Raw genomic sequence first — 24,652 nt, 5'->3', positions numbered from 1 at the left:
CCGCGCCCTGGGAGCGCGCTTTGATCTCCGAAGGGAGGACCCATGCTCGACCCCGCCGCCAGCTATGAGGAGGCGTGCGCCCGCTTCCGATGGCGGGTGCCGGAGCACTACAATATCGGCGTGGATATCTGCGACCGGCACGCCGATGCCGGCGCCGGGACCGCGCTTATCCATGTCCATGCCGACGGCAAGGTCCGCGAGCTCTCGTTCACCGAGCTGAAGCGCGCGTCGAACCGGCTCGCCAACGTGCTGGCGGGCGCCGGGCTGGTCCGCGGCGACCGGGTGGCGATCCTGCTGCCCCAGCGCCCGGAAACCGCCATCGCCCATATCGCCGCCCACAAGGCCGGCATGGTCTCGGTGCCGCTCTTCACCCTGTTCGGCGAGGACGCCCTGCTCTACCGCTTGGCCGACAGCGGGGCCGCCGCCCTGGTTACCGACCGGGAGAGCCTGCCCAAGATCGAGGCGATCCGCGACCGGCTGCCGAACCTGAAGCTGGTCCTGGTGGCCGACGAGAGCCGCGACGGCGCCGGCTGGGAGGCCTTCGCCCCGGCCCTGGCCGCCGCATCGGATCGCTTTGCACCGGTCGACACGTTGGCCGACGATCCGGCGATCATCATCTACACCTCGGGCACCACCGGCCCGCCCAAAGGTGCGCTGCACGCCCACCGGGTGTTGCTCGGCCATCTGCCGGGCGTGGAGTTTCCGCAGGAGTTCTTCCCCAAGCCGGGCGACCGGTTCTGGACGCCGGCCGACTGGGCCTGGATCGGCGGGCTGATCGATGTGCTGCTGCCGTCGCTGCATCACGGCATCCCGGTGGTCGCGTACCGGTTCGCCAAGTTCGAGCCGGAGGCCGCGTTCGACTTCATCGCCCGGCACGGGGTGCGCAACGCCTTCCTGCCGCCGACCGCGCTGAAGATGATGCGCCAGGTACCGGACGCCCGCTGCCCGACCATGCGGTCTATCGGCTCCGGCGGCGAGAGCCTGGGGGCCGAGTTGCTGGACTGGGGACGGCGCACCTTCGGCTTCACCATCAACGAGTTCTACGGCCAGACCGAGTGCAACCTGGTGGTCGGCAACTGCGCGTCGATCATGGAGGTGCGCCCCGGCTCCATGGGCAAGCCGATCCCCGGCCACAAGGTCGCGATCGTCGACGGCGACGGCAATTTCATGCCGCCCGGCGAGCCCGGCGCCATCGCCGTGCGCCGCGGCGACCCGGTGATGTTCCTGAAATACTGGAACAAGCCGGAGGCGACCGAAGAGAAGTACGTCGGCGACTGGATGCTGACCGGCGATCTCGGCCGTGCCGACGAGGACGGCTACCTGCACTATGTCGGCCGCGACGACGACGTCATCACCTCGGCCGGCTACCGCATCGGGCCGGGCGAGATCGAGGACTGCCTGATGACCCATCCAGCGGTGGCGCTGGCGGCGGCCATCGGCGTGCCGGACCCGCTGCGCACCCAGGCGGTGAAGGCCTGCATCGTGCTGGCCGAGGGCCAGGTGCCGAGCGACGATCTGAAGCGCGCGATCCAGAGCCATGTGAAGACCCGGCTCGCCGCCCATGAATATCCGCGCATCGTGGAGTTCGTCGACGAACTGCCGATGACGACAACCGGCAAGATCATGCGGCGCGTGCTGCGCGATCGTCACGCCCACACCGAAGGAGACAGGCCTTGAGCCTCCATATCGACTACTACATCTCCACTTCCAGCCCCTGGAGCTATCTCGGCTCCGGCCGCTTCCTGGACATCGTCAAGCAGGCCGGCGCCACGGTCGGCGTGCATGCGGTCGATTACGGCGCGGTCTTCGCCGTCTCAGGCGGCCTGCCGCTGCCGAAGCGCGCGCCGCAGCGCCAGGCCTACCGGATGATGGAGATGAAGCGCTGGCGCGACTTCCTCGACATTCCCCTGGTGCTGGAGCCGAAGGCCTTCCCGATCACCACGCCGATCTCCTCGCTCGCCATCATCGCCGCGCGCGAGACCGGCGCCGACGCGCTGGCATTGAGCGACGCGTTGCTGACCGCCCTGTGGCGCGACGACCGCGACACCGGCGATACCGATGTGGTGAAGGAGATCGCCGACAGCGTCGGCCTGGACGGGGCGGCCATCGTGGAAGCGGCGCCGAACTACAACGACCAGCTGACCGCCGACACCCAGAAGGCGATCAATGCCGGCGTGTTCGGCGCGCCGAGCTACGTCCTCCCCGACGGCGAGATCTTCTGGGGCCAGGACCGCATCGACCTGCTCCGTTGGCGCCTCGGGCTCTGACATCCATGCCAGCGATCCCCACCGTCGCCCTCATCACCGATGAAGTGAGCCAGAACCTCGACGAGGTTCTGGCCTTCACCGCCGAGCACGCGGTCACCCAGGTCGACATCCGCGCGGTGGACGAGCGGAACGTCATCCTGTTCGACAATGCGGAGTTGGGGGCCCTGGCCGCGCGGCTGGCCGAGGCGGGGCTGACGGTGGGTTGCTACTGCTCGCCGCTGCTGAAATGGACGAAGCCGGGCATGCCGGTACCGGAGGGGACGAACTTCCACGGCTTCGACCCGGACGCCATGAGCCACGAGACCGCGATGGTCCATGCCTTCGAGGTGGCGAACGTGCTGGGCGCGCGGCAGATCCGGATCTTCTCCTATCTGGCCTATCCCGGGTTCACTCCGGCCGATCTGGACGACGACCTGGAGATCCTGCTCGACCTGGCCGAGGCCCATGGGGTGGATCTGGTGCTGGAGAACGAGCATGTCTGCAACGTCGCCACGCTCGCCGGAATCATCGCCGTCGCCGAGCACCATCCGCACCCCCGCCTGAAGGCGGCGATCGACCTCGCCAACCAGATTTCCGCCGGTCATCCGCCGCCAAGCGAGAACGAGCTCGTCCACGCGGCCCGGCTGGGCGGCACCGTGCATGTGAAGGACCTTGCCCCCAATAAGACCTATGTGCCCGTCGGCCAGGGCGTGATCGACCACGCGGGCAGCCTCGCCACGATCCTGAACGCGGCCCCGGGCGGCGAACTGCCGATCGTCATCGAGACCCACATGCCCCATGACGGCCCGAGGGCGACCGCCGCCTCGCTGAAAACGCTGCGCGCGATGCTGGCTGAGATTTGCGACGAAACTTGATCCGGGAACCGGGACGGGGTTGAGTCGTCCTCGGTAGGGGCCCGCCACGTTCGGAGAACGACCATGACGACGACCGCGCTTTCCCTCGCCCGATCCGCCGCCCTGCTGCTGCTCTGCGGCGGCGTTCTGGCGGCCTGTGGATCGTCCAACCGGGAGGAATTGGCCAAGTTCGCCCCCTATGGCGCCGAGCCTCAGGAAAGCTGCGGCGAGACCTCGCGCGGCGTGTCGCTGGAGGATCTGGACGACGACGTGGAGGACTGGGATATCGAGGAGGCCCGCGAGGAGCTCGGCCCGCCCCAGCTTCTGTCGGTGGAGGGCGCCATCCGCCGCGCCGGCTGGTACGACGTGGTGCTGGGGCAGAAGACCTGCGGCACCCTGCTGGAGATCCTGGAGCGCGGCGACCAGCGCATCGTGACGGTCCGCGACCTCAAATCCCATGAGATCTGGGGCGTGCTCGACGGCAAGTTCCCGGAATAGCCTCCGCCCCTCTCCTATCCTGTTCCCTGTCATCCCGGTGAAGCCCGGGCTCGACCCGGGGGTCGGCCGGGACCCAAACGGGAGCGGCTCGGTCCCGGCCGCCCTCCGGATCGGGTCCGGAGGGCACCGGGATGACAATGAGAGAGGGGAAGAGGCGAAGAAGCACACACCCTCGACATTCCCTCGCTTCGGCGTTAGAACCCCGCGCTTTCCGCGCTCTTGAAGTCGAGGTGCCGTCCATGCGCACGCACACCGCCGAACGTTCGGCCCTGATCGCCGCCATGGTGGCCATCGGGCTCGTCGTCCTGGTCTCCAACATCGCCGTGCAGTATCCGATCGGCGACTGGCTCACCTGGGGCGCGTTCACCTATCCGCTGGCCTTCCTGGTCACCGACCTGTCGAACCGGATCCTCGGTGCCGCCTCGGCCCGCCGCGTGGTCTATGCCGGCTTCGCCGTCGGCGTGGTGCTGTCCTTCCTGGCCGCGACCGACGCCTTCGGCCAGCGCATCGCGGTGGCGAGCGGTGCCGCCTTCCTGACCGCCCAGCTCCTGGACGTGTGGATCTTCAACAAGCTGCGCCAGGGCACCTGGTGGCGGGCGCCGCTGGTCTCCTCCCTGGTCGCCTCCGCGCTCGACACGGCGATCTTCTTCGCCGGCGCCTTCGCCATGACCCAGGTGCCGTGGGTCCAGCTCGCGCTGGGCGACTACGCCGCCAAGCTGGCGATGGCGGCCCTGCTGCTGGTGCCGTTCCGCGCCCTGATCCGCCTGCTGCCGGCGGAGTGGCAGGAGGCCCCGGTGCGGCCGATCTGAGGACGGACGCCGGATGCGCGTCGACCTCTTCGACTACACCCTCCCGGAGGAGCGGATCGCCCGCTTCCCGGCCCGTCCCCGGGAATCCGCCCGCCTGCTCGACCTGACCGGCGGTGGGGTAGTCGATCGGACCGTCCGTGACCTGCCCGACCTGCTGCGCCCGGGCGACCTGCTGCTCTCCAACGACACCCGCGTGATCCCGGCCCGCCTGAAGGGCAAGCGGGGCGAGGCCGGGGTGGAAGTCACCCTGCACAAGCGCGACGGCGACGCCGTCTGGCGCACCTTCGCCCGGCCGGCCAAGAAGCTGCGCCCCGGCGACCGGATCGTGTTCGCCCCCGATCTCGCCGCCGACGTCACCGACAAGGGCGAAGCGGGCGAGGTTACCCTCACCTTCTCCTGCGGGGGGCCCGAGCTGATGGCCGCGCTGGAAGCCCACGGCACCATGCCGCTGCCGCCCTACATCAAGCGGGCCGCCGGCGAAGGGGCGGAGGACTCCCAGGACTATCAGACCGTCTTCGCCGCCCGCGACGGGGCCGTAGCCGCCCCGACCGCGGGTCTCCACTTCACCCCGGCGCTGCTGCAGGCGGTGGAGGCGAAGGGCGTGAAGCGGGCGCTGGTCACCCTGCATGTGGGGGCGGGCACCTTCCTGCCGGTCAAGGCGGACGATACCGACGACCACGTCATGCACACCGAATGGGGTGAGATCTCGCCCGAGACCGCCCGCGCCATCGCCGAGACCCGTGCCGCCGGCGGCCGGATCGTCGCCACCGGTACGACGACCCTGCGCGTGCTGGAAGCGGCGGCGCGGGAGGACGGCACGGTGCGGGCCTGGTCCGGCGACACCGATCTGTTCATCACCCCCGGCTACCGGTTCAAGGCGGTGGACCTGCTGCTGACCAACTTCCACCTGCCGAAGTCGACGCTGCTGATGCTGGTCAGCGCCTTCGCCGGTCGGGAGCGGATCCTGGCCGCGTACGACCACGCGATCGCGCAAGGCTACCGTTTCTTCTCGTACGGGGATGCCTGTCTGCTGGAAAGGACCGCGCCATGAGTATCGGCTTCGAGACCTGGGCCAAGGACGGCGCCGCAAGGCGAGGCCGCCTCACGCTGGCCCACGGCACCATCGAGACCCCCGCTTTCATGCCGGTCGGCACGGCGGCGACGGTGAAGGCGATGCGGCCGGAATCGGTGGCGGAGACCGGTGCTGAGATCCTGCTCGGCAACACCTATCACCTGATGCTGCGCCCCACCGCCGAGCGGATCGCCGAGTTGGGCGGCCTGCACAAGTTCATGAACTGGAACAAGCCGATCCTGACCGACAGCGGCGGTTTTCAGGTCATGTCGCTGGCCGGGCGGCGCAAGCTCGACAAGGACGGGGTGACCTTCCAGAGTCATATCGACGGCAGCAGCCACCGGTTGACCCCGGAACGCTCCATCGAGATCCAGCACCTGCTGGGCTCGGACATCACCATGGCCTTCGACGAGTGCACCCCGCACCCGGCGACCCACGAGCAGGCGGCGGAGTCCATGCGCCTGTCGATGAAATGGGCGGCGCGATCGAAGGACGCCTTCACCGACCGGCCGGGGCACACCCTGTTCGGCATCGTCCAGGGCAGCGTCTATGACGACCTGCGGCGGGAGTCGGTGGAGGCGCTGACCGGGATCGGTTTCGAGGGTTATGCCGTCGGTGGGCTGGCGGTCGGCGAGGGGCAGGAGGAGATGTTCCGGGTGCTGGAGGCGACCGTCCCGCACCTGCCAGACGACGCCCCGCGCTACCTAATGGGGGTGGGCAAGCCGGGGGATTTGGTCGGTGCCGTGATGCGCGGGATCGACATGTTCGACTGCGTGCTGCCGAGTCGATCTGGCCGCACCGGCCAGGCCCAGACCCGGCGCGGACCGGTGAACCTGCGCAACGCCCGCCACGCCGCCGACCCGCGACCGCTGGACGCCGACTGCGCCTGCCCGGCCTGCACCGGCTACAGCCGCGCCTATCTGCATCACCTGCAGAAGGCGGACGAGATCCTCGCCCCGATGCTGCTGACCTGGCACAACCTGCACTATTATCAGGAGCTCATGGCCGGCCTGCGCGGCGCGGTGGAGACCGGCACGCTGGCCGATTTCGCCGCCGCCTTCGCCGAGCAGCAGTCGGCCGGAGACATTCCGGCGCTTTGACGCCGCCTTCTTCTTCCTACACCGTCATCCCGGTTCGTCCCCGGGCCCGACCCGGGGCGAGGCCGGGACCTTGACGCCATCGCTGGGTCCCGGCCCGTTCCCGGATCAAGTCCGGGCCCGGCCGGGATGACGAGGTAAGATAAGATTTGGACATGACCAACACCCCCTCCCTCACCGACCGCATCAAGGCCGAGGCCCGAGAGGCCGGGTTCGACGCCGTCGGCATCACCCGGGCGGAGGTGGGCGCGCGGGAGCAGGCGCGGCTGGACGCGTTCGTCGAGGCGGGCCAGTACGGCGAGATGGCCTGGATGGCCGAAACCCTGGAGCGCCGCCGGGACCCGAAGACCCTGTGGCCGGAGGCGCGCAGCGTCGTCGTCTGCGCCATGAACTACGGGCCCGACCACAACCCGCTGGACGAACTGACCCACACCGACCGCGGCGTGATCGCCGCCTACGCGCGCAACCGCGACTACCACGACCTGGTGAAGAAGCGCCTCAAGCGGGTCGCCCGCTGGATGCATGCCGAACTGGACTGCCAGGTGAAGGTCTTCGTCGATACAGCGCCTGTGATGGAGAAGCCGCTGGCCGCAAGCGCGGGGGTCGGCTGGCAGGGCAAGCACTCCAACCTGGTCAGCCGCGAGCACGGATCCTGGCTGTTCCTGGGCGAGATCTTCACCACCCTGGACCTGGCCCCGGACGCGGCGGAGACCGACCATTGCGGTTCCTGCCGGCGCTGCCTGGACGTCTGCCCGACGGATGCGTTCCCCAGCCCCTACACCCTCGATGCGCGACGCTGCATCAGCTACCTGACCATCGAGCACAAGGGGCAGATCCCGCGGGAGTTCCGCGCCGCCATGGGCAACCGGATCTACGGCTGCGACGACTGCATCGCGGTCTGCCCCTGGAACAAGTTCGCCGAGACCGCCCGCGAGGCCGCCTTCGTCGCCCGCGAGGACCTCACACTGCCGCTGCTGAGCGAGTTGGCGGAATTGGACGACGCCGGGTTCCGGGCGCGGTTCTCCGGATCGCCGATCAAACGCACCGGGCGCGACAGGTTCGTGCGCAACGTGCTGATCGCCCTCGGCAATTCCGGAAGCGCCGACGCCCTTGCGTCGGTGGCGGCGCTGCTGGACGACGGCAGTCCCCTGGTACGCGGCGCGGCGGCCTGGGCTTATCTGAGGCTTGGGGGAGAGCCGGGCGACCGGCCGGCACGGGAAACCGACCCGGAGGTCCTGTCGGAATGGAGTTACCCAGCTTCTTCGTAAAAATTCAAAAAATATTTACTTTTTTCTAAGACAGTCAGGCGACCTTACCAGAACGGTAATTTTGGAAAGTCTGTCGCATGCGCGAACGCGCTTCCTACATCCGCGAAGGCCTCTGGCTGCGTCCGCTGGAGGACCCGACCCTGCTGCGCGACAGGCATCAGCGGGCGATGTTCGAGTACTGGCTGGCAGCGCGCGACGGCGCCGATCTGCCGCTGCCGTCCCGGATCGATCCGGTGGAATTGCCCCGCGGATGTCTGCCCTACATCATGGTCAAGGAACACGAGCCCGGCACCGGCCGCTATCGCACCCGCCTTACCGGCACCGCGTTCCGGGACGCGTCGGGTTTCGACGGCACCAACCTCTATTCCGACGAAATCCTCGGCAACGCCGGAACGCTGGAGCGGTTCAACTGGGCGGTCGCCAATCGGCAGCCGTACTGGTATCAGGGCCCGCTGTCGTTCAGCGTGTTCGACTATAAGAAGTTCAGCGCGCTGGTCCTGCCCTTCGCCGACCCAGGCCAGCCCGTCACAAGGCTCGTCGCGGTGTTCGACTTCCAACCTGACCGCGAAACGAAGCCATGAGCGACCAGACGATCTACAGCGGACTGAACCAGCTCGGCGGCGCCACCGCCCTGCCCGCATCGCCGGAGCAGGCGGTGCTGGAGCGGGTGGAGAACCCGCACCGGGGCACCGACTACGTCGTCCGCTTCACCCAGCCGGAATTCACCTCGCTCTGCCCGGTGACCGGCCAGCCCGACTTCGCGTTCCTGATCATCGACTATGTCCCCACCGACTGGCTGGTCGAGAGCAAGTCGCTCAAGCTCTATCTGGGAGCGTTCCGCAATCACGGCGCCTTCCACGAGGGTTGCACCATCGACATCGCCAAGCGACTGGACGGTCTGCTCGCGCCCAAATGGCTGCGCATCGGCGGCTACTGGTATCCACGCGGCGGCATGCCGATCGACGTGTTCTACCAGACGGGCGAGCCGCCCCAAGGATTGTGGATCCCGAGCCAGGACGTCCCGGTCTATCGCGGCCGCCCCTGACCACCGCGCGGCATATCGCCAAAATCCTGCACGAATACCGATCAAACTAGGTTGAAGACCTATATCGGTATGATTGAAATATTTCACTGTCCAAAAATCGTCCCCTGACCCTATATCATTGTCCGATGTGAGTTTCACCGGGGACCGGATGACGAACAAATGCACCAAGACTCTGAAAATACAGAGTCATCTGTTTCGCCCATTCACCGATATAGGCCTCTTGTCCGATTCCAATCAGCGCGATCTTTTCGAGTATTGGCTGAAATTTCAGAGAGAATCCGATCTTCCCTCACCCGACCGGATCGACGCCCTGGCGTTTCCGCGGCGGGCACTGCCGTTTCTGGTGGTTGAGGAGTTCGAGCCGGACACGCGGCGGTTCCGGACCCGGTTGGCGGGCACCGCCTACCGCGATGCGGTGGGATACGAGAGCACGAACCGCCGGACGGACGAAACGCCGGGTGCCGCCGAGGCGAGCGCCCGTCTCGCCTGGACCGTAGAGGCGCGGCAGCCCTATTGGTACCAGGGGCCCTTCACCTTCTCCGCCCGCCCGTGGACGACATTCAGCGTCCTCGGCCTCCCGTTCGCCCATCCCGGCGAGCCGGTGTCGCGCGTGCTCTGCGTGTTCGATCTGAACCCTGCCTGACGCGTATGGCTGGACCCGCGGCCGCGCGGCAGCCAGGATATCGGCACCAATCTGGAAAGCCGCCGACCATGCAGACGCCAGCCATCGTCTTCGCCGACAGCGTAACCAAGCCGACCGAGGCCTGGATCGGCGCGGTGCTCGTCTCCGCCTCCCATGGCGGGGTCTACGCCGCCTACTGCGCCGCCAAGGCGGGGGTGCGGGCGGTGATCCTGAACGATGCGGGGCGGGGGAAGGACGATGCCGGGATCGGCGGGGGGGCCTGGTGCGAGGCGCTGGGGCTGGCCTATGCGGCGATCGACACGATGTCGGCGCGGATCGGCAATGCGGAGGACATGGGCGCGCGCGGCGTGATCTCCACCGTCAACACGGTCGCCCGTTCCCTCGGTGTCGCCCCGGGTCAGTCGGTATCGGAAGCCAGCCAACTGCTGACCGCGGCCCCCATCGTGACCGCCGAGATCCCGGATTACGAGGAGGCGCGCACCGAACTCCCGCCGGGGCCGAGCGGGCGGCACATCGTGCTGGCGGATTCGGCCTCGCTGATCGGACCGCAGGATGTCGGCCAGGTCATCGTCTGCGGCAGCCATGGCGGGATGCTCGGCAGCGACCCGAAGACCGCGCTGAAGGTCGACGGCTTTGCCGCCTTCTATAACGACGCGGGCGGCGGGGCCGACGGGGCCGGCTTCACCCGTCTGCCCGCCCTGGACGAGCGCGGCATCGCCGCCGGCACGGTGGCGGCCATGAGCGCGCGCATCGGCGACGGCCGCTCCACCTACGAAGACGGCGTTCTGAGCCGGGTGAACGAGACGGCCCGTAGGCTCGGCGGGGCTGAGGGAATGATGCTGAAGGCGTTCGCCCAACGGCTGATCGCCTGACCTTCCGCACCGGCGGCATAAGCCGGTATGGCGCGACGATGGAAATATGTGTCGCCAGGACCTAAGAAAGACCCTTGGCAGGGCCGCACCTTACGGGGTGAGATCTGCGCCCGCGCGACCGACGGTGCGCGGGGTCATCCGACGTCCCGCGTTACCGACCACCGATGGAGAGAACGATGCCGCTCTATGGCAAGGGCATGCTGGTCACCTTTACCGAGGTCGCCAGCGAGCACGAGGAAGAGTTCAACGAGTGGTACAACCGCGAGCATGTGGACGAGCGGGTGTTCATGCCGGGCTTCAAGCGGGCGCGCCGCTATCTGGCGGCCGACGACCGCGCCAAGGTGAAGTATTTCGCCACCTATGAGACCGACACCGTGCGCGACCTCTGCGCGCCGGAATACATGAAGCTGCTGGGCGACCAGTCGCCCTGGTCGAAGAAGGTGATGGCGCTGTTCACCCATTTCGACCGGCTGACGGTCGAGTGCACGGTCGATCTGACCCACGGCTTCACCGGAGCCGCCGGCCTCGCCCGGTTCTATCCCGCCGACGGCCAGAAGGCCGATCTGCGCAAGGCGCTGGCCGAACAGATCCTGCCGGAAGTGATCAAGCGTCCAGGCGTGATCGGCGCCTGCGTGCTGGAGAACGATCTCGACGTGGTGGCCGAGGGGCTAAAGGCCCAGGGCAAGCCGGTGCCGGCCGACATGAAGCAGGAATGGCTGGTGATCCTCGACACCGATACCCCGGCGACGGCCACCCTGGCGCTTGAGGCGGCGTTCGGAAACGACGTGCTGCAGCCCTACGATCTGCCGACCTCGGCTGTCGAGGCGTCGTCCTACTATATGACTTTCGGCAATCAGCGCTGACGGAGTTCGCATGTCCTGGTTTATCGGTGTCGACGTTGGCGGCACCTTCACTGATTTCTATGCCGTCGACCGCGACAGCGCCCAGGTCGTCGTGCACAAGACGCCGTCGACTCCGCATAACCCGGCCGAAGCGATCCTGGAGGGGCTCGATGCCCTGTCGAAGGCGAACGGTATCCCGGCCGAGGCGATCACCCGCCTCGCCCATGGGACGACCGTCGCCACCAACGCGCTCATTCAGCGTAAGGGTGCCGCACTGGCACTGATCACCACGGAAGGCTTCCGCGACCTGCTGGAGATCGGCCGTCAGATCCGCCCGAAGATGTACGACCTGAAGGCCGACGCGCCGCCGCCGCTGGTCCCGCGTAAGCACCGCTATGAGGTGCGCGAGCGTATGATGGCCGACGGCACGCCGCGCATCGCTCTGGAGGACGACGCGATCGAAGCGGCGATCGACCAGGTTGAAGGCTCGGGCGCGGAAGCCGTGGCGGTCTGCCTGCTGTTCGCCTTCCTGAACCCGGAACACGAACAGAAGATCGGCAAGCGACTGGCGGAGCGCCTGCCGAACGTGGCGGTGTCGCTGTCGAGCGCGGTGCAGCCGGAGTTTCGGGAATACGAACGGTTCTCGACCGCTGCGCTGAACGCCTATCTGCAGCCGTTGATCGGCCGGTATATGCGGCATCTGGGGAAAGAGCTCGAGGAGAGAGCGCCGAAGGCGCGTCTCGGCATCAACCAGTCGAGCGGCGGGTTGATGTCGGTGGAGCGGGCGGCCGACTTCCCGGTCCGCACCGCCCTGTCGGGCCCGGCGGCCGGTGCCGTGGGTGCGGCCCATGTTGCGCGGCTGGCCGGCAAGCCGAACGTGATCACCCTGGATATGGGCGGTACCAGCGCCGACGTGGCGCTGATCCGCGACTTCGAAGCCGAGATCGGCTTCGGCCGGGAGGTCGCCGGTTTCCCGGTGCGCCTGCCGATCGTCGATGTGGATACGGTGGGTGCCGGCGGCGGCTCGATCGCTTGGTTCGACCGCGACGGGCTGCTGAAGGTGGGACCGGCCTCGGCGGGCGCGGTACCCGGCCCGGCCTGCTACCGCCGCGGCGGCACCGAGGCCACCGTCTCCGACGCCAACCTTGTCCTCGGCCGGCTGTCCGGCAGCCTGATCGGTGGGGCGATGACCCTGGACCTGGATCTGGCGAGACAGGCGATCCAACCGATTGCCGACACGCTCGGTTTCTCCATCGAGAAGACGGCGGAAGGCATCCTGGGCATCGTCACCGCGAACATGGTCCGGGCCATCCGCACCGTGTCGGTGGAGCGCGGTCACGATCCGCGCCACTTCACCCTGATGCCGTTCGGCGGCGCCGGCGCGCTGCATGCGGGCGACGTGGCCCGCGCCCTGGACATGGCCGAGATCGTCGTCCCGCCGGCGCCGGGCATTCTCTGCGCCCAGGGGCTGGTCGTCTCCGACCTGAAGGAGGATTTCGTCGCCACCGCCCGCCTGCCGCTGGCCGAGGCGAGCCGTGCCGATATCGACGCGGCCATCGCGCCTATGGCCGAGGCCGCACGGGCCTGGTTCGAAACCGAAGAGATCGCGCCGTCGCGCCGCCGTCTGCGGCTGGCCATCGACCTGCGCTATGTCGGCCAGAACTTCGAGCTGCTGGTCGCCACGGACGAGACCGACGGCTCTGCACCAAGCCTCCCGGACATGGAGGAGCTGAAGCGCCGGTTCTTCGCCGCCCATGAGAAGACCTACGGCCATTACACGGCCGACGATCCGATCGAGACGGTGAACCTGCGGCTGACCGCTATCGGCGAGGCCGAGCGCATTCCGCCGCCGGCGGTCTCCGGTGACGGCAGCAAACATCCGACCCCGACCGCGCACCGGCCGGTCTGGTTCGACGGCACGGAGCACGACACGCCGGTCTATGACCGCGCCACCCTAGCTCCCGGGCAGCAGTTCAAGGGCCCAGCCATTGTCGATCAGCTCGACGCCACCACCGTGGTCCATCCCGGCGACACCGTGACGGTCGACGCCGCCCTTAACCTGATCATCGAGGTGTCGCGATGAGCACTCCTGATCCGATCACCACCGAGATCGTCTTCAACGCCCTGCAGTCGGTGGCGGACGAGAGCTTCGTCGCCCTGATGAAGAGTGCCTACTCCACGAACATCAAGGAGCGCCACGACCACTCCACCGCGATCGTCGACCGCGACGGACGGCTGGTGGTTCAGGCCTCGGGGTCGATCCCGATCCACCTGGCCTCGATGCTGGGGTTGATGAAGAAGATCCTGGAGAAGTATCCGGTCTCCGAGATCCACGAGGGCGACGTGTTCTGCGCCAACGACCCGCATGTGGGCGGCGGCACGCACCTGCCGGACGTGAACCTCGCGATGCCGGTGTTCTCGGACGGGCAGTTGGTCGGCTTCGTGTGCAACATCGCGCACCATGCCGATGTGGGCGGCATGTCCCCCGGCTCGATGGCCGGCGGCATGACGTCCATTTATCAGGAAGGGCTGCGGATCCCCGTCATCAAGCTGTTCCGACGGGGAGAGCTGGACCGGGATCTGTTCGATCTGATCCTGCTGAACGTCCGTGTCGTGGAGGAGCGGCGGGGAGACTACAACGCCCAGTTCGCCGCCCTGCGGCTGGCGCATCGCCGGCTGCTGGAGATCGTTCAGCGCCACGGTCGGGAGACCGTGGAGGCGGTGTTCGACGGCATCATCAGCCGCACCCACGCCCGCATGAAGGAGAGCATCGCCGCCATTCCGGACGGCATCTACAGCTTCGAAGACTTCATGGACAATGACGGGGCGGGGATCGACGACGTGAAGATCGCCGTGACCATCACGATCAAGGGCGACGACGCGGTCTTCGACTTCACCGGCACCGACGCCCAGGTTCCGGGCAACGTGAACATCCCGCTGAACGGAACGCTGGCGGCCGTCTGCTACGTGCTGAAGGCGATGCTGGACCCGGAAATCCCGAACAATCACGGCGTGATCGACGCGGTCACCGTCACCGCGCCCTCTGGCACGGTGGTGAGCTGCGTGGAGCCGGCCTCGGTCGCCTCTCGGGCACACACCTCGCAGCGCATTGTCGACGTGGTGATCGGCGCGTTGGCCGATGCCCTGCCTGACAAGGCGGTGGGAGCGGCGAACGGCGCCAATTCCATGGCGATCTTCGCCGGGACCGACCCTCGGTCGGGCCGGCCCTACGTTTATCTGGAGACACTCGGGGGAGGGTTCGGCGGCCGGAACGACCGCGACGGGAAGGACGGGGTGCAGGTCCACATCACCAACACCTCCAACCTGCCGGTGGAAGCGATCGAGATGGAGTACCCGCTGCTCGTGGAGGCCTATGGCCTGATCGAGGATTCCGGCGGGGCCGGTACCTGGCGCGGCGGCTCGGGTCTGCGCCGGGTGGTGACGCCGGTGGGCCATGACTGCGTCTTCACCGGCATCGGCGAGCGCTTCCGCCACCAGCCCTGGGGCATCTTCGGCGGCAAGCCGGGCAAGTCCGGCCATTTCGCCGTCCGCACCAGGGAGGGCGACCTCAAGGACATGCCGACCAAGTTCGGCGATGCCCCCCTGCGCCAGGGGGACAGTGCCATCGTCGAGACCCCCGGTTCTGGCGGCTATGGCGCACCGGAGAAGCGGCCGACCGAGACGCTGGCGGAGGACTGGGAGTCCGGCAAGTTCTCGGCCGACTTCATGCGGGAACATTACGGCTGGGAAGCCCCGCCGAGCGACTGAGCGATCCGGCGGACCACCGCATCGCGGACCGCGACGACGATGTCGAAGACCGGCGAGATGACGGCCCCGATCACGGCCGCCACCTCCGCCGGCATCGGCGTCTGCGGATAGGCGGCATTCCAGGCCCACGCCACGAGGACGCCCGAGCCGACGGCGGCTCCCGTGACGGCGCCTTTCATCGGTCGGTCTCCGAAGGAAAGCAGGCGACGACGCGGACACCGGCGGACAGCCGGTCCCGCACCGCCTGCTTACCGGCCTCGGTCGTCGTGCGGCAATACGTATCGACGGCGGTGGCAACCGCCATGCCGGCAACCATCACACCGGCCGGCGTGCAGCTCCCCACACCGAACGCCAGAACGGCACTCGCCAGAACTCTGATCATGACGATACTCCCTAGAGTAGCTTCAAGCAGTCAGGGCCGAGGCAGATTGAGGAGCGCGGCGACCCCTCCGGCCACCGACAGGGCGATGGTGCAGAGTACGCCGAGGAGAAAGGCCTCGATCCGTCCGACCCGCCGTTCCAAGTCGCGCAGTCGGTAGTGCAGAAGCGGCGTCTCGGGACGCGGCCCGGCGACCTGATCCGGCGACGGCTCCACCACACGAAAGTCAGGCATAGCGCCCCTCCTGCGTTGCTGCCGCCCCGAGAGGTGACCCTGCTATAGGGCAGCGCGGCAGCCCGCGACCGGTCGTGGCGGCTTCCCTCCGACCGGCTGCCGCCCACCATTGGACCCACCGGACGGGGTCTGAGGCTCCGCCATCAGTAGTCCGCTCCCATGGCAACGGCGATCACCTGCCCTTCGGCCAGGCTGACGGCGATGGCGAAGCCCAGAACCCCATCTGGCGGCAAATCGAACAGGTCCGCGGGATCCGTCCGATCGATCACGGTGACCCGACTGGCATTGAGGGTGGTCACCGTCAGGGTATGTGCCGGAATCAGCACCTCCAGATGGGGGAGATAGGTCCAGTTGAATCCGCCGTTATGGGACATGAAGAACCGGACGGCGGTCGCAGTGACGCTCGCCGAAGCACCGACATAAAGGCCGGTGATCCGGGACCCGTTCTCCCCGGCGGCCAGAAGGGGAGCGATCGCGCCGGATCCATCCGTCGCCGTATTCGCCGTGGCCACGCTGGCCGTCTGAAACCGTGGCATCTGCGGCCAGGCAGGCGTGTTCGTCAGGGCCATGGACAGGTCCTCCGGATGATCAAGGAGATTGGAAGGATGGGATTGGCTTCTCTCAGCGAGAGAGCGCGTACGCGGCACCCAGGGTCACGGCGTAGCTCTGCATGTTCGAAGTGTTGTTTATGGCAAAGCCACCGGCGTCCAGGTTTGCATTGAGGCTTGGCGCGGGATCCAACAGAAGGCTTCTTACCACCATGAACGGGTGTCCGATGATCCAATCATTGGCGTAACCGCCAGATGACGCGATCGTCACTTCGATATGCAAACTGGTTCCCGCAAATGACGTGACAACACCTATGAGATACACACTCAGATCGCTTGCACTTGCCACCCGAACCAATGTCCCCGTCGGCAGGAAGATCGCGCCGGCGTCCTGGTGCGTCGTCAGGACGACCGAGCCGGTCTCTGCGAAATAGCCGGTAGAGGACGTCGCGTAGATCCCGGCGACTGCGGCGGCGGTTTCCGCCATGGACCGCAGGATCGCCGGCAGGCCATTGTCCTCGTCGGCATAGGCGTTCCCTTCCACATTCGCCTGGGTATAGGTCCGCCCGGCGATGGTCACGCTCCAAGCCATGACTGCTCCTTCCGAATGTTGAAAAAAGGCGTGGTTCAGAGAAGCTCCTCGACCACGAACCGCCTGGAATAGCGCCCGGGCTGGGCGTTGATGATCGGAGCGGATTCCGCCAGCGCCCCATACAGCGTGTGGCGGTGGCCATGGGTGAGATCGTCCGGGTCGGCGATGACCATGATGTCACCGCCCTTGCCCTTGAGCCGCTCCAACTCGTAGGCATGGGCGAACATCTCGTCCTTCTCCAAATGATCGATCGTGAACCGCAGGCGGCGAAACCGGGGACGGGCATTCACGAAAACCTGGCCGCCGCGGGAGCGCTTGATCTCGCTCTCATCGACCTGTTCGATGGACCAGCCATACTGGAAATTGATCGACGGCTGCCAGGCAGGCCCGGCCACCAGCCTGCCCGCTTGCAGGAACCCTGCGGGGTTCGCCTCGTCCGAGAGATCCAGGCGCAGATACCGGGCGCGGACCGGCTCGGCGATGGCGTGGATCGCCTGGGCGCCGTAGGTCTCCACTTCGTCCGGGTCGAACCGGCCACCCCAGTTGAATTCCCCCCAGGCGCCGACGCCGAACGGAAAGGCCGCGGGCCAGATGTCGAAATTGCCGCTGTCATGCAGCAGCTCGGAAAGCCCGGGGTCGTTGCCCAACCGGATCCGCCATCGGCCCGACTGGGTCAGATTGTGATGGATCAGCGCCGCGAAGCGCACGAGCTGCCGCTCTCCGAAATCGACGAGGACGACCGATCCCGCCGGATCGGTCCCGAGCGTTCGGGCGATCTTCGACGGTTGACGGTCGGCCAGGTTGGAGACCGGCAGCGTCTGGCTCCAGGCCCCACCCGAGAGCGTCGCCGCATCGACGTGGTTGCGGTAGGAAATCAGGATGCTCGCCATCGGTTCCTACCCCCAAAGGTCAAGAGTGATCTCGTTTACGGCGGAATCCTCCACCATGCCAACGATCACCAGATTGCGCCCCGCCGTCAGGCCATGGCGCGGATAGGTCAACCGGACGGTCTGGCCGAGCTCCAGGGCGAAAGGCTCGGTTTTCAGCACTACCCGGAACGCCACGCGGCCAGAGCCGAAAAGGGAGAGCAGGCGGCTCGCCTCGGCGGAAGCGGATGCCGCTTCGGTGAGAAGCGTCGTCACCACGGCCTCTTCGCTGAGCGGATGAAGCGTTCGGATGGCCGGATCCGCAGCCGCTTCGACGCGCACCGGCTCCGCAAGGTCGGCTCGGGCCTCGTCGCCGACCGCGCCGGCGACGGAGGCCGCATCCAACGGCTGCCAGTACCGGCGATACTCCACGCTCTGGCGCCACACCGGCCGGGCCACCGCCAGGCGTTCGAGATCCAGCACGTTGGAGACATCGAACCGCGCTACGGGCGTGGCAGCCGGGACCTCCACCCGGCCGATCGTCATCCGGCCCGCGCGGTCGAAACCGAAATGGGCGCCGACACTGTCCGCCAAGGCGTCCAGCACCTCGCCCATGCTTCGTCCCTCGCGGATCCACAGTCCGACCTGATAACTGCAGATGCCGGCAAACGCCGCGAACCCGGCCATATCGAGGGCGATGGGCGCCTGGGTGGATGCCCGCGTCGTCACCAGCCGTTCCATGATGCCGGCGACGGTGTCCACGTAGACTCCGCCGGTCTTGTCGCCGCGGACATGCGCGGTGACGGTTCCCGCCGCCGACGCGCCGAGCCTGAAAGTCCCGGTGGCGGCCTCCACGCTGTACTGCCCGGCAATCGGCACGCCCGCCGCCTTGGTGAGGGCGAGGCCGGAATCGAAGACCGCGTCCACATCCTCGATGGGGCCGTCATGTACCTGATAGGTCAGGGACGCCGGATCCACCAGAATGGCCGGGACATGAAACACCCGCCCGAAGGTGAGCGGCTTCTCGCGGTCCTTCAGGCCGACGCGGCCGACCAGGCCGCCGGTCCCGCCATAGATGCCCCGATCCACCCCCGCCTCGAACCGCGACTGCAGGTCCCGCAGCCGAACCGTGACGGCGATGTCGTCGAACTCGATCCCGTCGGCGGTACCGTCGAAGATCGTCTCGAACTGGGTGTAGAGAAAGCCCTCGCCGCCCAACAGCACCCGCACCCGCCGTCCGTCGAAGGCCATGGCCGTGATCGGATCTAGCGCGCCGTCGGCATTGTTGAGCTGCAATGTGCCCGCCCCCGGCACCGAGCGGCCGGACAACCGCCCGTCGGTGAAGAGCTGACGCTCGAAGTTCAACGCCGTCAGCAGCCGGGGATCGAAATACGTGTCGGCCGGCGTGTCGGTCGGAAGCGTGACGAAGCCGTCATCGCTGAAGTACTGCGGAACAATCCCTTCAACCGCCGGATCGTAGGGCTCCAGGATCACTAGATACCGCCGGCGGGCGAGCGGGTCGGCGATCAGCGCGTCGAAAGCGCTCATGCCGCCCTCCCCGGTCCGCGGGATGCCGCGACCACCCGTTCCAGCCCCCGGCGCAGCGCCGCGTTGTCCGCCCGCATCGCGGTCAGCGCGGAGGTCATGCGGCGCGTTTCGGTGATCAGATCGGCCAGGCCTTCGTCGTGACCCGGGCTGGCCGGCCGGTCATTGGCCGGTTGGGCGATGGTCACCGGGATCGACCGGCCGTCGGGCAGCGGCACGAAAGCCTCCGGCAGTCGGCCTTCCCCGAACAGGGCAAGCTGCGGGCTATCCGCGACCCCGCCAGCGGCATAGCGGGCCAGGGGAAGCGGTCCGCTTTCCGTCATGATGCCGCCCTGGGCGAACGGGATGGTCTGATCGAGCAGGTCGACGATCCGGTTGATCTCCGGGGATAACCCCGCTCGGAAGGCGCCGAACTGCCCGGCTCCGAAATCCCCGGCATAGCCGGTGAGCTGCGCGATGATCCGGTTGCGGGTCGGCGCATTGCCGAAATTCGCATTCGGATTGGGCAGCCCGCCCAGATCTCCCGAAAAGCCGCGGGCGATCGTCCGCAACTCCTCAAGCTGCGCCTGCGCCACACTGAGCTGACGTTCGGCCACGCTTTGGGTGTCGCCCAAGGCGCCGTCGACGGCGGCGAAGATCCGGGCGTAGTCCTCGTTGCTCGCATAGAAGTCGCGGGCGAGTTGTAGGTAATCCTGTGCCGCGCCGCCGAGATCGAGCTGCGCCTCCTGATCGCCTTCCGCCGCACGCGCCGCCAGGCTCTCGAAGAAGCTGCGGGCCTCGTCGAGCTGCTGTTCGGGCGAGAGGATCGACAGGTTCGCGTCGAGGGCGATCCGGCGTCGGGTATCAGAGATGCCCTCGATCACCCGCTCGGCCGTGGTCGCCAGGCGTTCCTGCTCCTCGATCTGCCGAGCCAGCTCCCGGGTCGCCAGACGGGTCGCGTCGGCGACCGAGAACTGGGCGGTCGCGTTGTCGTTCGCTGCCGCGAGCGTGTTCTCCAGGGCGTCGGCCAGCGCTTCCAGGACCAGCGTATTGCCGGCGAAGGCCACGCGGATGGCCTCGATCGCGTCCAGGTCGAGGGCGTCGGCGGTGAAGAGATCGGCGAGCTGATCGCGCAGGATCGTGTCGAGGCCCGACAGGTCGGCCAGCACGAGCGACTCGCCGATGGACTGCTGATCCTCGTACTCCGCCAACCGGTCGGAGATGTCATCGACAATCCCGATACCCGCCGCCGCGCGGGCATTTCGGTCGATCTCCTCGGAGAAGGACCGGCCCAGGTCGGCAAGAACCTCGGGAAGCAGGGCACCGGATTGTTGGAGGTCGGAGAACGCGGCGCCGAGCTGATCGAGTACGCCGGCGAGGTCGTCGCTGTCCTCAAGGAGGCTCAGGATCCGCTCGCGATAGAGCGTCTCCAGATCGGAGAAGTCGGTGATCCCGATCGCCTCGCCGTCGGCGAGTCGATCCCGATACTCGCCCACCAGAGCGGTCACATCGTCGGCCGCGCCCAGCCCGGATTCGTCCCGCAGGTCGCGGGACACCTGATCCGTATAGTTGGATCGAAGCTGGTTGGTCAGAAGGTCGGTCGCCTCCGCCACCTTGGCCGCCACGTCGATGACGGCCACCCCGAGATCCGGGAACACCTCCGTCGCCTCGGCGATATCCTGGTTGATCCTATGGAGTTCGCTCTGCAACTGGCCGATAGCCGCGGTTCCGGCCAGCAGCCGGTCTTCAAACGGGCCGATGGTTTCCGGCTCTAAGCCTCCGGCAATGGTCGCGATCAGGGCATCCACATCGGCCGCGGCGATCGCGAACGCGTCGCGGACCCGCTGCTGGTTGTCGAGATAGGCCTGGCTGCGTTCGGTCGTCCGGTCGACTGCCTGGCCGAGATCGGAAGCGGTGGAGGCCAGGTCGCTGAGCGCATCGTTGGCGATCGTGACAACCCCGCCGACGATCTCGATCATCCCATCGGGCAGGTTTTGGTCGCCATAGGGACGTCCCTCATCGGTCCGCTCGCCGCCGACGAAGGTCAGGGCCCGGCCGGCCACCTCCAGGCCCGTCAGATAGCCTTCGAGGTCGTCGTAGAGCCCCGTGACGCCCGGCTGAAATCGGCCGGTTCCCTCGTCCTGCTCGTAGAGCACCGTTCGGTCCTCGCCGGGAAGCGCCGTGCCGATACCGGACGTGTCAGCGATGGCACCACCTGCGCCTGCGGAGCCCGGGTCGGTCTCGCCCGGAAACAGGGTCATCGCCCGGTCCAGGAAATCGCGGATCGCCTGGACCCCATCGGTCGCCAGGGTGCGGCCGGCTTCCTGGCTCGCCAGGCGCTGGCGCTGCAGGGCCACGGTATAGGCATCGACCCCGTCCCCGGCTTCGGCCAGCGCATCGCGCAGGACGCCGAAGCGTTCGGCGAAGATCAGATCGTCGAACAGATCCTCCAGGCTGTCGGCGACCGAGTGCCTGGCCGCTTCGGCCACCTCGGGCACGTCGATGCCCTCCAGCCCCTCGCGGACGATGAACTTCACCGCCTCGGCGATCAGCTCCGGCTCGCTCAGGCCGCGGAACCGGTCCTCGTCCTCCATCCGGCCGGCGACGATGGCCTTGAAGTTGTAGCCCCCGGTCTGGCCGGAGCCGTCCTCCGGGCTGGGGAAATAGCCGATGTCGAAGCCGTTGCCGTTCAGCAGGCCGCCGAACCGCGACTGGACCCGCTCGATCCCGTGGAAGATGGCGTCGATCGTGTCGACCAGTGCCGCCGGGTCGCCGTCGTTGTCGGTGGAGTAGACCGCCTCGCCGGTTGCGGGAGTAACCCGGGCGACCGTGGTCGGCCCGACGGAGGGCGACGGCGCGAATAGGGTCGGCCCCAGGATCTGCGCCAGGGTCAGCGCGCCGGCGATATAGGGGCTCGCGGCGCCCAGAGCGCCCAGTCCGCTGCCGAACACTCCACCCAGCGGCCCGCCGCCCGTGACCATGCCGAAGATCGAGGATCCGGCGCCGAGAAGTGACCCGATATCGAGCCCCCCCCGGGTACCGCCACCCAGCAGGCCGGCGATATCGAAACCGCCGGTTCCCGCAACCCCGCCCAGCACGCCGCCGAGCTGCCGGATCAGGGTGCCGACCATCGGCAGGATAGAGCGGAACAGCGAGGAGACGCTGATTTCGCCGTCGCGGGCGATCTGGTCGAACAGGTCGCCGAACAGGCTGGCCATGCGGTCGCCGAACCGGTCCCAGACCTCCAGCGACCGGGCGACCGCCCGCGCATTGCTGCGCAGGATGCCGTCGGCCATGCGGTCGCCGGCGAGATCCATCTCGCGGGTCAGGTCGTCGACCAGTCCCTGGAAGCTCCCGCCGGTCTCGGCCAGCGTCTGCGGCGAGGCTGCCTGCGCCGCCAGCCGGGCAAAGGCGCCTTCGGCCCGCAAAGCCGCATCCGCCAGGGCGCGCAGCGAGGCGGTCACCTTGTCCAGATGCTCGCCGCGCACCCAGGCACCGGAACTGTTCGTGACATCCAGCAGCATCGCCGGCTCCAGGCTCAAAGGGTCGGTTGGGTCTTCTCGGCAGCGGCGCGCCGGGCGCGGACCCGCTCCAGATAGGCGGCGTCCATGACCCGGATCAGGCGACTGAATTCAGCCGTGTCGGTGATCCCACACAGACGGCAATAGGCGTCGATTTCGGCCAGCGCGATCGGATTGGCGATCGCCCCGCCGAGCCCCATGGACAGGGTCCGGCCGGCCGACAGGGTGGCGAAGGCCTCCACGACCTCGTAGAGGTCCTCGTACAACTCCGGTCGGTCGGCCAGCGCCGCCGGCTCCTGGCCGGTCTGGGCCGCCAGCGTGGTCAGGAAGTCGAGCCGGTCACCCCAGTCGAACTGCCATCGCACGACGTCCCGAAGTTTTTTTCCGCCTCCTCCAGGTCGCGCTCCCGATACAGGTCGAGCTCGCCCGCCAGTTCCACAACCAGGTCGCGGAAGTCGCGATAGGCCGGGTTCAGCAGCAGGTCGCGGGCGGTCTCCCGGCTGTAGGCCAGCGGCGCGTTACCGTCGGTCAGGCCGCGCCAGTCGAGCAGCACGGTCTCGGCCAGCACCTCGGCGGTGATCCGCTCGGTGACGGACTCGTCCAGGGTGCCGGCCCGCAGCGCCCGGCGATACGGCTTCAGGCGCCGGGCCATCGCCTCGCGATAGCGGCGGTTGCCGATCCGGGCGAGGCGGATCTGCGCGTCGGAGGAAGCGTCGATGGTGGTCCACACGCCCTCGTCCTCGCGCGCGGTGTCGGTCTTGAAGCGGCTCAGGTCCATGGCTGTTCTCCTCGGGGTAAGGGGCGTCAGGCCGCGAACCGGTCGATCTGGATGGTGCAGCCGGTGTCGGGGTCGCGCAGGGCCTGGAAATCGAAATCGGCCATCACGTCGCGGTCGTTGCCGCCGGCCTGGACCCGGCCGCCGGTCAGCTTCACCTTGGGCAGGCTGACCACGTAGGCGTTGCCGTCGCCGTCCTGCACCCGGAAGGAAAGCGAGGTCTGCGTGCCCGCCAGGTACTTCTGGTACCAGGCGCCGTCGGAGAAATAGATCGACACGCTGCCGGTCACCGTGCAGCGGCCGGCGCCGATATCCACATTGCCCAGCGCCCCCACCGCCTGGATCCCGCGCAGGCCGTTGGCCACCCGCACCGACAGCGAGCGCAGCACGGTGCCCGCGAGCACCACGCCGCCCTCGCGCACCTCGCCGATGTTGTTGACGGCGTTCATCACGTCGTTGACCGACGCGGCGGTCGCGGGACCGGTGCCGACCGAGGCATCGCCGATGGCCGCCGCCTTGCCCATGAAGCTGGCCGAGCCGCGCAGCACCTGGCCGGTCTGGATATCCAGGCTCAGGGTGTTGGCGACCATGCCGGTAAAGGCGATGAACTTGCCCACATCGGTGAAGGCCTTCTCCAACGTGAAGGAGCTTTCGGTCACCCCGTTGCGCAGCACCGCGCCGGTCAGATCGACGGTCAATCCGGCCGCCGCCTCGTCCGAGACCGGGGCCGGCGACACGCCGAGGCTGTTCGCCGCGATGCTGGTCACCCGGTAGTAACCGTCATTAGCCCCCGAGGAGGAGGCGAAGCCCGACACCCGCAGCCATTGGCCGACGACGATCCCGGCGGCGGTGAAATCGGTGGACGAGCTGGTGAAGGCGCTGCCGGAGTTCGAGGCGGCGATGTCGGAAGAGACCGAGACCGCCACCGGCGTGCCCCAGTCCGAGAACAGGGCCCCCGCCAGGAAGGCGTCCTGGGCGCCGTAGCTCAGCTCGAAATCGACATTGCCCGAGGCTTCGGCCCCGACCTGGATCAGGTCGACGATCTGGCGGTCGGAGCGGACCTCGTTGCTGGTCACGTTGCTGATGTTGTAGCCCAGGCTCTCCGACGTGTAGCGGAGCTGGGTCATGGCGGCGGCCGGGGTGGTGCCCCAGACCGACTCCTTCAGGCTGTAGAGCTGTGCGCGACTGGTGTCGGCCAT

The 24,652-nt window shown here is 67.9% G+C and carries 26 protein-coding genes; 15 read left to right on the top strand and 11 right to left on the bottom strand.

Translation table 11 applies throughout. The features are described 5' to 3' along the window. Nucleotides 1–42: 42 nt before the first annotated feature. The 15 genes from T8K17_RS09065 to T8K17_RS08995 all read left to right on the top strand — a co-directional run bounded on the left by T8K17_RS09065 (nt 43) and on the right by T8K17_RS08995 (nt 15,014). On the top strand, nt 43–1,677 hold the full coding sequence (locus tag T8K17_RS09065; RefSeq protein ID WP_322334182.1) for an acyl-CoA synthetase: 1,635 nt from the start codon (nt 43–45) through the stop codon (nt 1,675–1,677). After that, nucleotides 1,674–2,267, top strand: coding sequence for a 2-hydroxychromene-2-carboxylate isomerase (locus tag T8K17_RS09060; protein ID WP_322334181.1), 594 nt, complete (start codon nt 1,674–1,676; stop codon nt 2,265–2,267). Before T8K17_RS09065 ends, T8K17_RS09060 begins: the two co-directional genes overlap by 4 nt. A 5-nt stretch (nt 2,268–2,272) precedes the next feature. Beyond that, nucleotides 2,273–3,121, top strand: a complete 849-nt coding sequence (locus T8K17_RS09055) for a sugar phosphate isomerase/epimerase family protein (RefSeq protein WP_322334180.1) — start codon at nt 2,273–2,275, stop codon at nt 3,119–3,121. Nucleotides 3,122–3,184: 63 nt separating this feature from the next. Then, complete coding sequence (locus T8K17_RS09050; RefSeq protein WP_322334179.1) at nt 3,185–3,598, top strand: hypothetical protein; 414 nt, start codon at nt 3,185–3,187, stop codon at nt 3,596–3,598. A gap of 239 nt (nt 3,599–3,837) precedes the next feature. After that, nucleotides 3,838–4,407, top strand: coding sequence for a queuosine precursor transporter (locus T8K17_RS09045; RefSeq protein WP_322334178.1), 570 nt, complete (start codon nt 3,838–3,840; stop codon nt 4,405–4,407). Nucleotides 4,408–4,420: 13 nt separating this feature from the next. Further along, complete coding sequence (gene queA / locus T8K17_RS09040; protein ID WP_322334177.1) at nt 4,421–5,458, top strand: tRNA preQ1(34) S-adenosylmethionine ribosyltransferase-isomerase QueA; 1,038 nt, start codon at nt 4,421–4,423, stop codon at nt 5,456–5,458. Beyond that, nucleotides 5,455–6,579, top strand: coding sequence for a tRNA guanosine(34) transglycosylase Tgt (gene tgt, locus T8K17_RS09035; RefSeq protein WP_322334176.1), 1,125 nt, complete (start codon nt 5,455–5,457; stop codon nt 6,577–6,579). Before queA ends, tgt begins: the two co-directional genes overlap by 4 nt. 152 nt (nt 6,580–6,731) lie before the next feature. After that, a complete protein-coding gene (gene queG, locus T8K17_RS09030; RefSeq protein WP_322334175.1) occupies nt 6,732–7,844 on the top strand; it encodes a tRNA epoxyqueuosine(34) reductase QueG in 1,113 nt (370 codons plus the stop codon). Nucleotides 7,845–7,921: 77 nt separating this feature from the next. Continuing rightward, nucleotides 7,922–8,425 carry a PAS domain-containing protein gene (locus T8K17_RS09025; protein ID WP_322334174.1) on the top strand — a complete coding sequence of 168 codons (504 nt, stop codon included), beginning with the start codon at nt 7,922–7,924 and terminating at the stop codon, nt 8,423–8,425. Continuing rightward, entirely contained in the window at nt 8,422–8,889 is a 468-nt protein-coding gene (queF, locus tag T8K17_RS09020; protein ID WP_322334173.1) for a preQ(1) synthase, read from the top strand. Before T8K17_RS09025 ends, queF begins: the two co-directional genes overlap by 4 nt. 220 nt (nt 8,890–9,109) lie before the next feature. Further along, a complete protein-coding gene (locus tag T8K17_RS09015; RefSeq protein ID WP_322334172.1) occupies nt 9,110–9,532 on the top strand; it encodes a hypothetical protein in 423 nt (140 codons plus the stop codon). A 68-nt stretch (nt 9,533–9,600) separates the two neighbouring features. Further along, nucleotides 9,601–10,404 (top strand): hypothetical protein, encoded by an 804-nt coding sequence (locus T8K17_RS09010; protein WP_322334171.1) that lies wholly within the window; start codon nt 9,601–9,603, stop codon nt 10,402–10,404. 176 nt (nt 10,405–10,580) lie between these two features. Beyond that, nucleotides 10,581–11,267, top strand: coding sequence for a DUF4286 family protein (locus tag T8K17_RS09005; protein ID WP_322334170.1), 687 nt, complete (start codon nt 10,581–10,583; stop codon nt 11,265–11,267). A gap of 10 nt (nt 11,268–11,277) precedes the next feature. After that, entirely contained in the window at nt 11,278–13,329 is a 2,052-nt protein-coding gene (locus T8K17_RS09000; protein WP_322334169.1) for a hydantoinase/oxoprolinase family protein, read from the top strand. Next, nucleotides 13,326–15,014 carry a hydantoinase B/oxoprolinase family protein gene (locus T8K17_RS08995; protein WP_322334168.1) on the top strand — a complete coding sequence of 563 codons (1,689 nt, stop codon included), beginning with the start codon at nt 13,326–13,328 and terminating at the stop codon, nt 15,012–15,014. The genes T8K17_RS09000 and T8K17_RS08995 overlap by 4 nt, the downstream gene beginning before the upstream one ends. Here the strand turns inward: T8K17_RS08995 and T8K17_RS08990 are convergent. The 11 genes from T8K17_RS08990 to T8K17_RS08940 form a co-directional block, all read right to left on the bottom strand. Continuing rightward, on the bottom strand, nt 14,984–15,193 hold the full coding sequence (locus tag T8K17_RS08990; RefSeq protein WP_322334167.1) for a hypothetical protein: 210 nt from the start codon (nt 15,191–15,193) through the stop codon (nt 14,984–14,986). The two genes, T8K17_RS08995 and T8K17_RS08990, sit on opposite strands and share 31 nt — an antisense overlap. Further along, nucleotides 15,190–15,396, bottom strand: a complete 207-nt coding sequence (locus T8K17_RS08985; RefSeq protein ID WP_322334166.1) for a hypothetical protein — start codon at nt 15,394–15,396, stop codon at nt 15,190–15,192. The genes T8K17_RS08990 and T8K17_RS08985 overlap by 4 nt, the downstream gene beginning before the upstream one ends. A gap of 30 nt (nt 15,397–15,426) precedes the next feature. Then, nucleotides 15,427–15,627, bottom strand: coding sequence for a hypothetical protein (locus T8K17_RS08980; protein WP_322334165.1), 201 nt, complete (start codon nt 15,625–15,627; stop codon nt 15,427–15,429). A 143-nt stretch (nt 15,628–15,770) separates the two neighbouring features. Further along, the gene (locus tag T8K17_RS08975) at nt 15,771–16,196 is read right to left on the bottom strand and encodes a hypothetical protein (protein ID WP_322334164.1); all 426 of its coding nucleotides are present in this window, start codon (nt 16,194–16,196) and stop codon (nt 15,771–15,773) included. Between the two features lie 52 nt (nt 16,197–16,248). Beyond that, nucleotides 16,249–16,767: a hypothetical protein gene (locus tag T8K17_RS08970; RefSeq protein WP_322334163.1), complete on the bottom strand. Its 519-nt coding sequence runs from the start codon at nt 16,765–16,767 to the stop codon at nt 16,249–16,251. A 35-nt stretch (nt 16,768–16,802) separates the two neighbouring features. After that, complete coding sequence (locus T8K17_RS08965) at nt 16,803–17,657, bottom strand: hypothetical protein (RefSeq protein ID WP_322334162.1); 855 nt, start codon at nt 17,655–17,657, stop codon at nt 16,803–16,805. A 6-nt stretch (nt 17,658–17,663) separates the two neighbouring features. Then, nucleotides 17,664–19,181 (bottom strand): hypothetical protein, encoded by a 1,518-nt coding sequence (locus T8K17_RS08960; protein WP_322334161.1) that lies wholly within the window; start codon nt 19,179–19,181, stop codon nt 17,664–17,666. Further along, nucleotides 19,178–22,681 carry a hypothetical protein gene (locus T8K17_RS08955; protein ID WP_322334160.1) on the bottom strand — a complete coding sequence of 1,168 codons (3,504 nt, stop codon included), beginning with the start codon at nt 22,679–22,681 and terminating at the stop codon, nt 19,178–19,180. The genes T8K17_RS08960 and T8K17_RS08955 overlap by 4 nt, the downstream gene beginning before the upstream one ends. Nucleotides 22,682–22,695: 14 nt before the next feature. Beyond that, a complete protein-coding gene (locus T8K17_RS08950; RefSeq protein WP_322334159.1) occupies nt 22,696–23,043 on the bottom strand; it encodes a hypothetical protein in 348 nt (115 codons plus the stop codon). Then, nucleotides 23,001–23,456 (bottom strand): hypothetical protein, encoded by a 456-nt coding sequence (locus T8K17_RS08945; protein ID WP_322334158.1) that lies wholly within the window; start codon nt 23,454–23,456, stop codon nt 23,001–23,003. The genes T8K17_RS08950 and T8K17_RS08945 overlap by 43 nt, the downstream gene beginning before the upstream one ends. Nucleotides 23,457–23,482: 26 nt before the next feature. Beyond that, entirely contained in the window at nt 23,483–24,652 is a 1,170-nt protein-coding gene (locus tag T8K17_RS08940) for a phage tail tube protein (RefSeq protein ID WP_322334157.1), read from the bottom strand.

This window comes from Thalassobaculum sp. OXR-137 (assembly GCF_034377285.1).
GTDB lineage: Bacteria > Pseudomonadota > Alphaproteobacteria > Thalassobaculales > Thalassobaculaceae > Thalassobaculum.
This window is presented reverse-complemented; position numbering and strand designations above follow the sequence as displayed.

Bases quoted from the DNA above. Each gene is read 5' to 3' on its own strand.
- T8K17_RS08990 (WP_322334167.1), bottom strand. From the start codon at position 15,193: ATGAAAGGCGCCGTCACGGGAGCCGCCGTCGGCTCGGGCGTCCTCGTG.
- T8K17_RS09050 (WP_322334179.1), top strand. From the start codon at position 3,185: ATGACGACGACCGCGCTTTCCCTCGCCCGATCCGCCGCCCTGCTGCTG.
- T8K17_RS09055 (WP_322334180.1), top strand. From the start codon at position 2,273: ATGCCAGCGATCCCCACCGTCGCCCTCATCACCGATGAAGTGAGCCAG.
- queF (WP_322334173.1), top strand. From the start codon at position 8,422: ATGAGCGACCAGACGATCTACAGCGGACTGAACCAGCTCGGCGGCGCC.
- T8K17_RS08940 (WP_322334157.1), bottom strand. From the start codon at position 24,652: ATGGCCGACACCAGTCGCGCACAGCTCTACAGCCTGAAGGAGTCGGTC.
- T8K17_RS09010 (WP_322334171.1), top strand. From the start codon at position 9,601: ATGCAGACGCCAGCCATCGTCTTCGCCGACAGCGTAACCAAGCCGACC.
- T8K17_RS08945 (WP_322334158.1), bottom strand. From the start codon at position 23,456: ATGGACCTGAGCCGCTTCAAGACCGACACCGCGCGCGAGGACGAGGGC.
- T8K17_RS09065 (WP_322334182.1), top strand. From the start codon at position 43: ATGCTCGACCCCGCCGCCAGCTATGAGGAGGCGTGCGCCCGCTTCCGA.
- T8K17_RS09005 (WP_322334170.1), top strand. From the start codon at position 10,581: ATGCCGCTCTATGGCAAGGGCATGCTGGTCACCTTTACCGAGGTCGCC.
- T8K17_RS08960 (WP_322334161.1), bottom strand. From the start codon at position 19,181: ATGAGCGCTTTCGACGCGCTGATCGCCGACCCGCTCGCCCGCCGGCGG.
- T8K17_RS08965 (WP_322334162.1), bottom strand. From the start codon at position 17,657: ATGGCGAGCATCCTGATTTCCTACCGCAACCACGTCGATGCGGCGACG.
- T8K17_RS09045 (WP_322334178.1), top strand. From the start codon at position 3,838: ATGCGCACGCACACCGCCGAACGTTCGGCCCTGATCGCCGCCATGGTG.
- queA (WP_322334177.1), top strand. From the start codon at position 4,421: ATGCGCGTCGACCTCTTCGACTACACCCTCCCGGAGGAGCGGATCGCC.
- T8K17_RS08975 (WP_322334164.1), bottom strand. From the start codon at position 16,196: ATGGCCCTGACGAACACGCCTGCCTGGCCGCAGATGCCACGGTTTCAG.
- T8K17_RS08985 (WP_322334166.1), bottom strand. From the start codon at position 15,396: ATGATCAGAGTTCTGGCGAGTGCCGTTCTGGCGTTCGGTGTGGGGAGC.
- T8K17_RS08970 (WP_322334163.1), bottom strand. From the start codon at position 16,767: ATGGCTTGGAGCGTGACCATCGCCGGGCGGACCTATACCCAGGCGAAT.
- T8K17_RS09025 (WP_322334174.1), top strand. From the start codon at position 7,922: ATGCGCGAACGCGCTTCCTACATCCGCGAAGGCCTCTGGCTGCGTCCG.
- T8K17_RS08955 (WP_322334160.1), bottom strand. From the start codon at position 22,681: ATGCTGCTGGATGTCACGAACAGTTCCGGTGCCTGGGTGCGCGGCGAG.
- queG (WP_322334175.1), top strand. From the start codon at position 6,732: ATGACCAACACCCCCTCCCTCACCGACCGCATCAAGGCCGAGGCCCGA.
- T8K17_RS08995 (WP_322334168.1), top strand. From the start codon at position 13,326: ATGAGCACTCCTGATCCGATCACCACCGAGATCGTCTTCAACGCCCTG.
- T8K17_RS09000 (WP_322334169.1), top strand. From the start codon at position 11,278: ATGTCCTGGTTTATCGGTGTCGACGTTGGCGGCACCTTCACTGATTTC.
- T8K17_RS08980 (WP_322334165.1), bottom strand. From the start codon at position 15,627: ATGCCTGACTTTCGTGTGGTGGAGCCGTCGCCGGATCAGGTCGCCGGG.
- tgt (WP_322334176.1), top strand. From the start codon at position 5,455: ATGAGTATCGGCTTCGAGACCTGGGCCAAGGACGGCGCCGCAAGGCGA.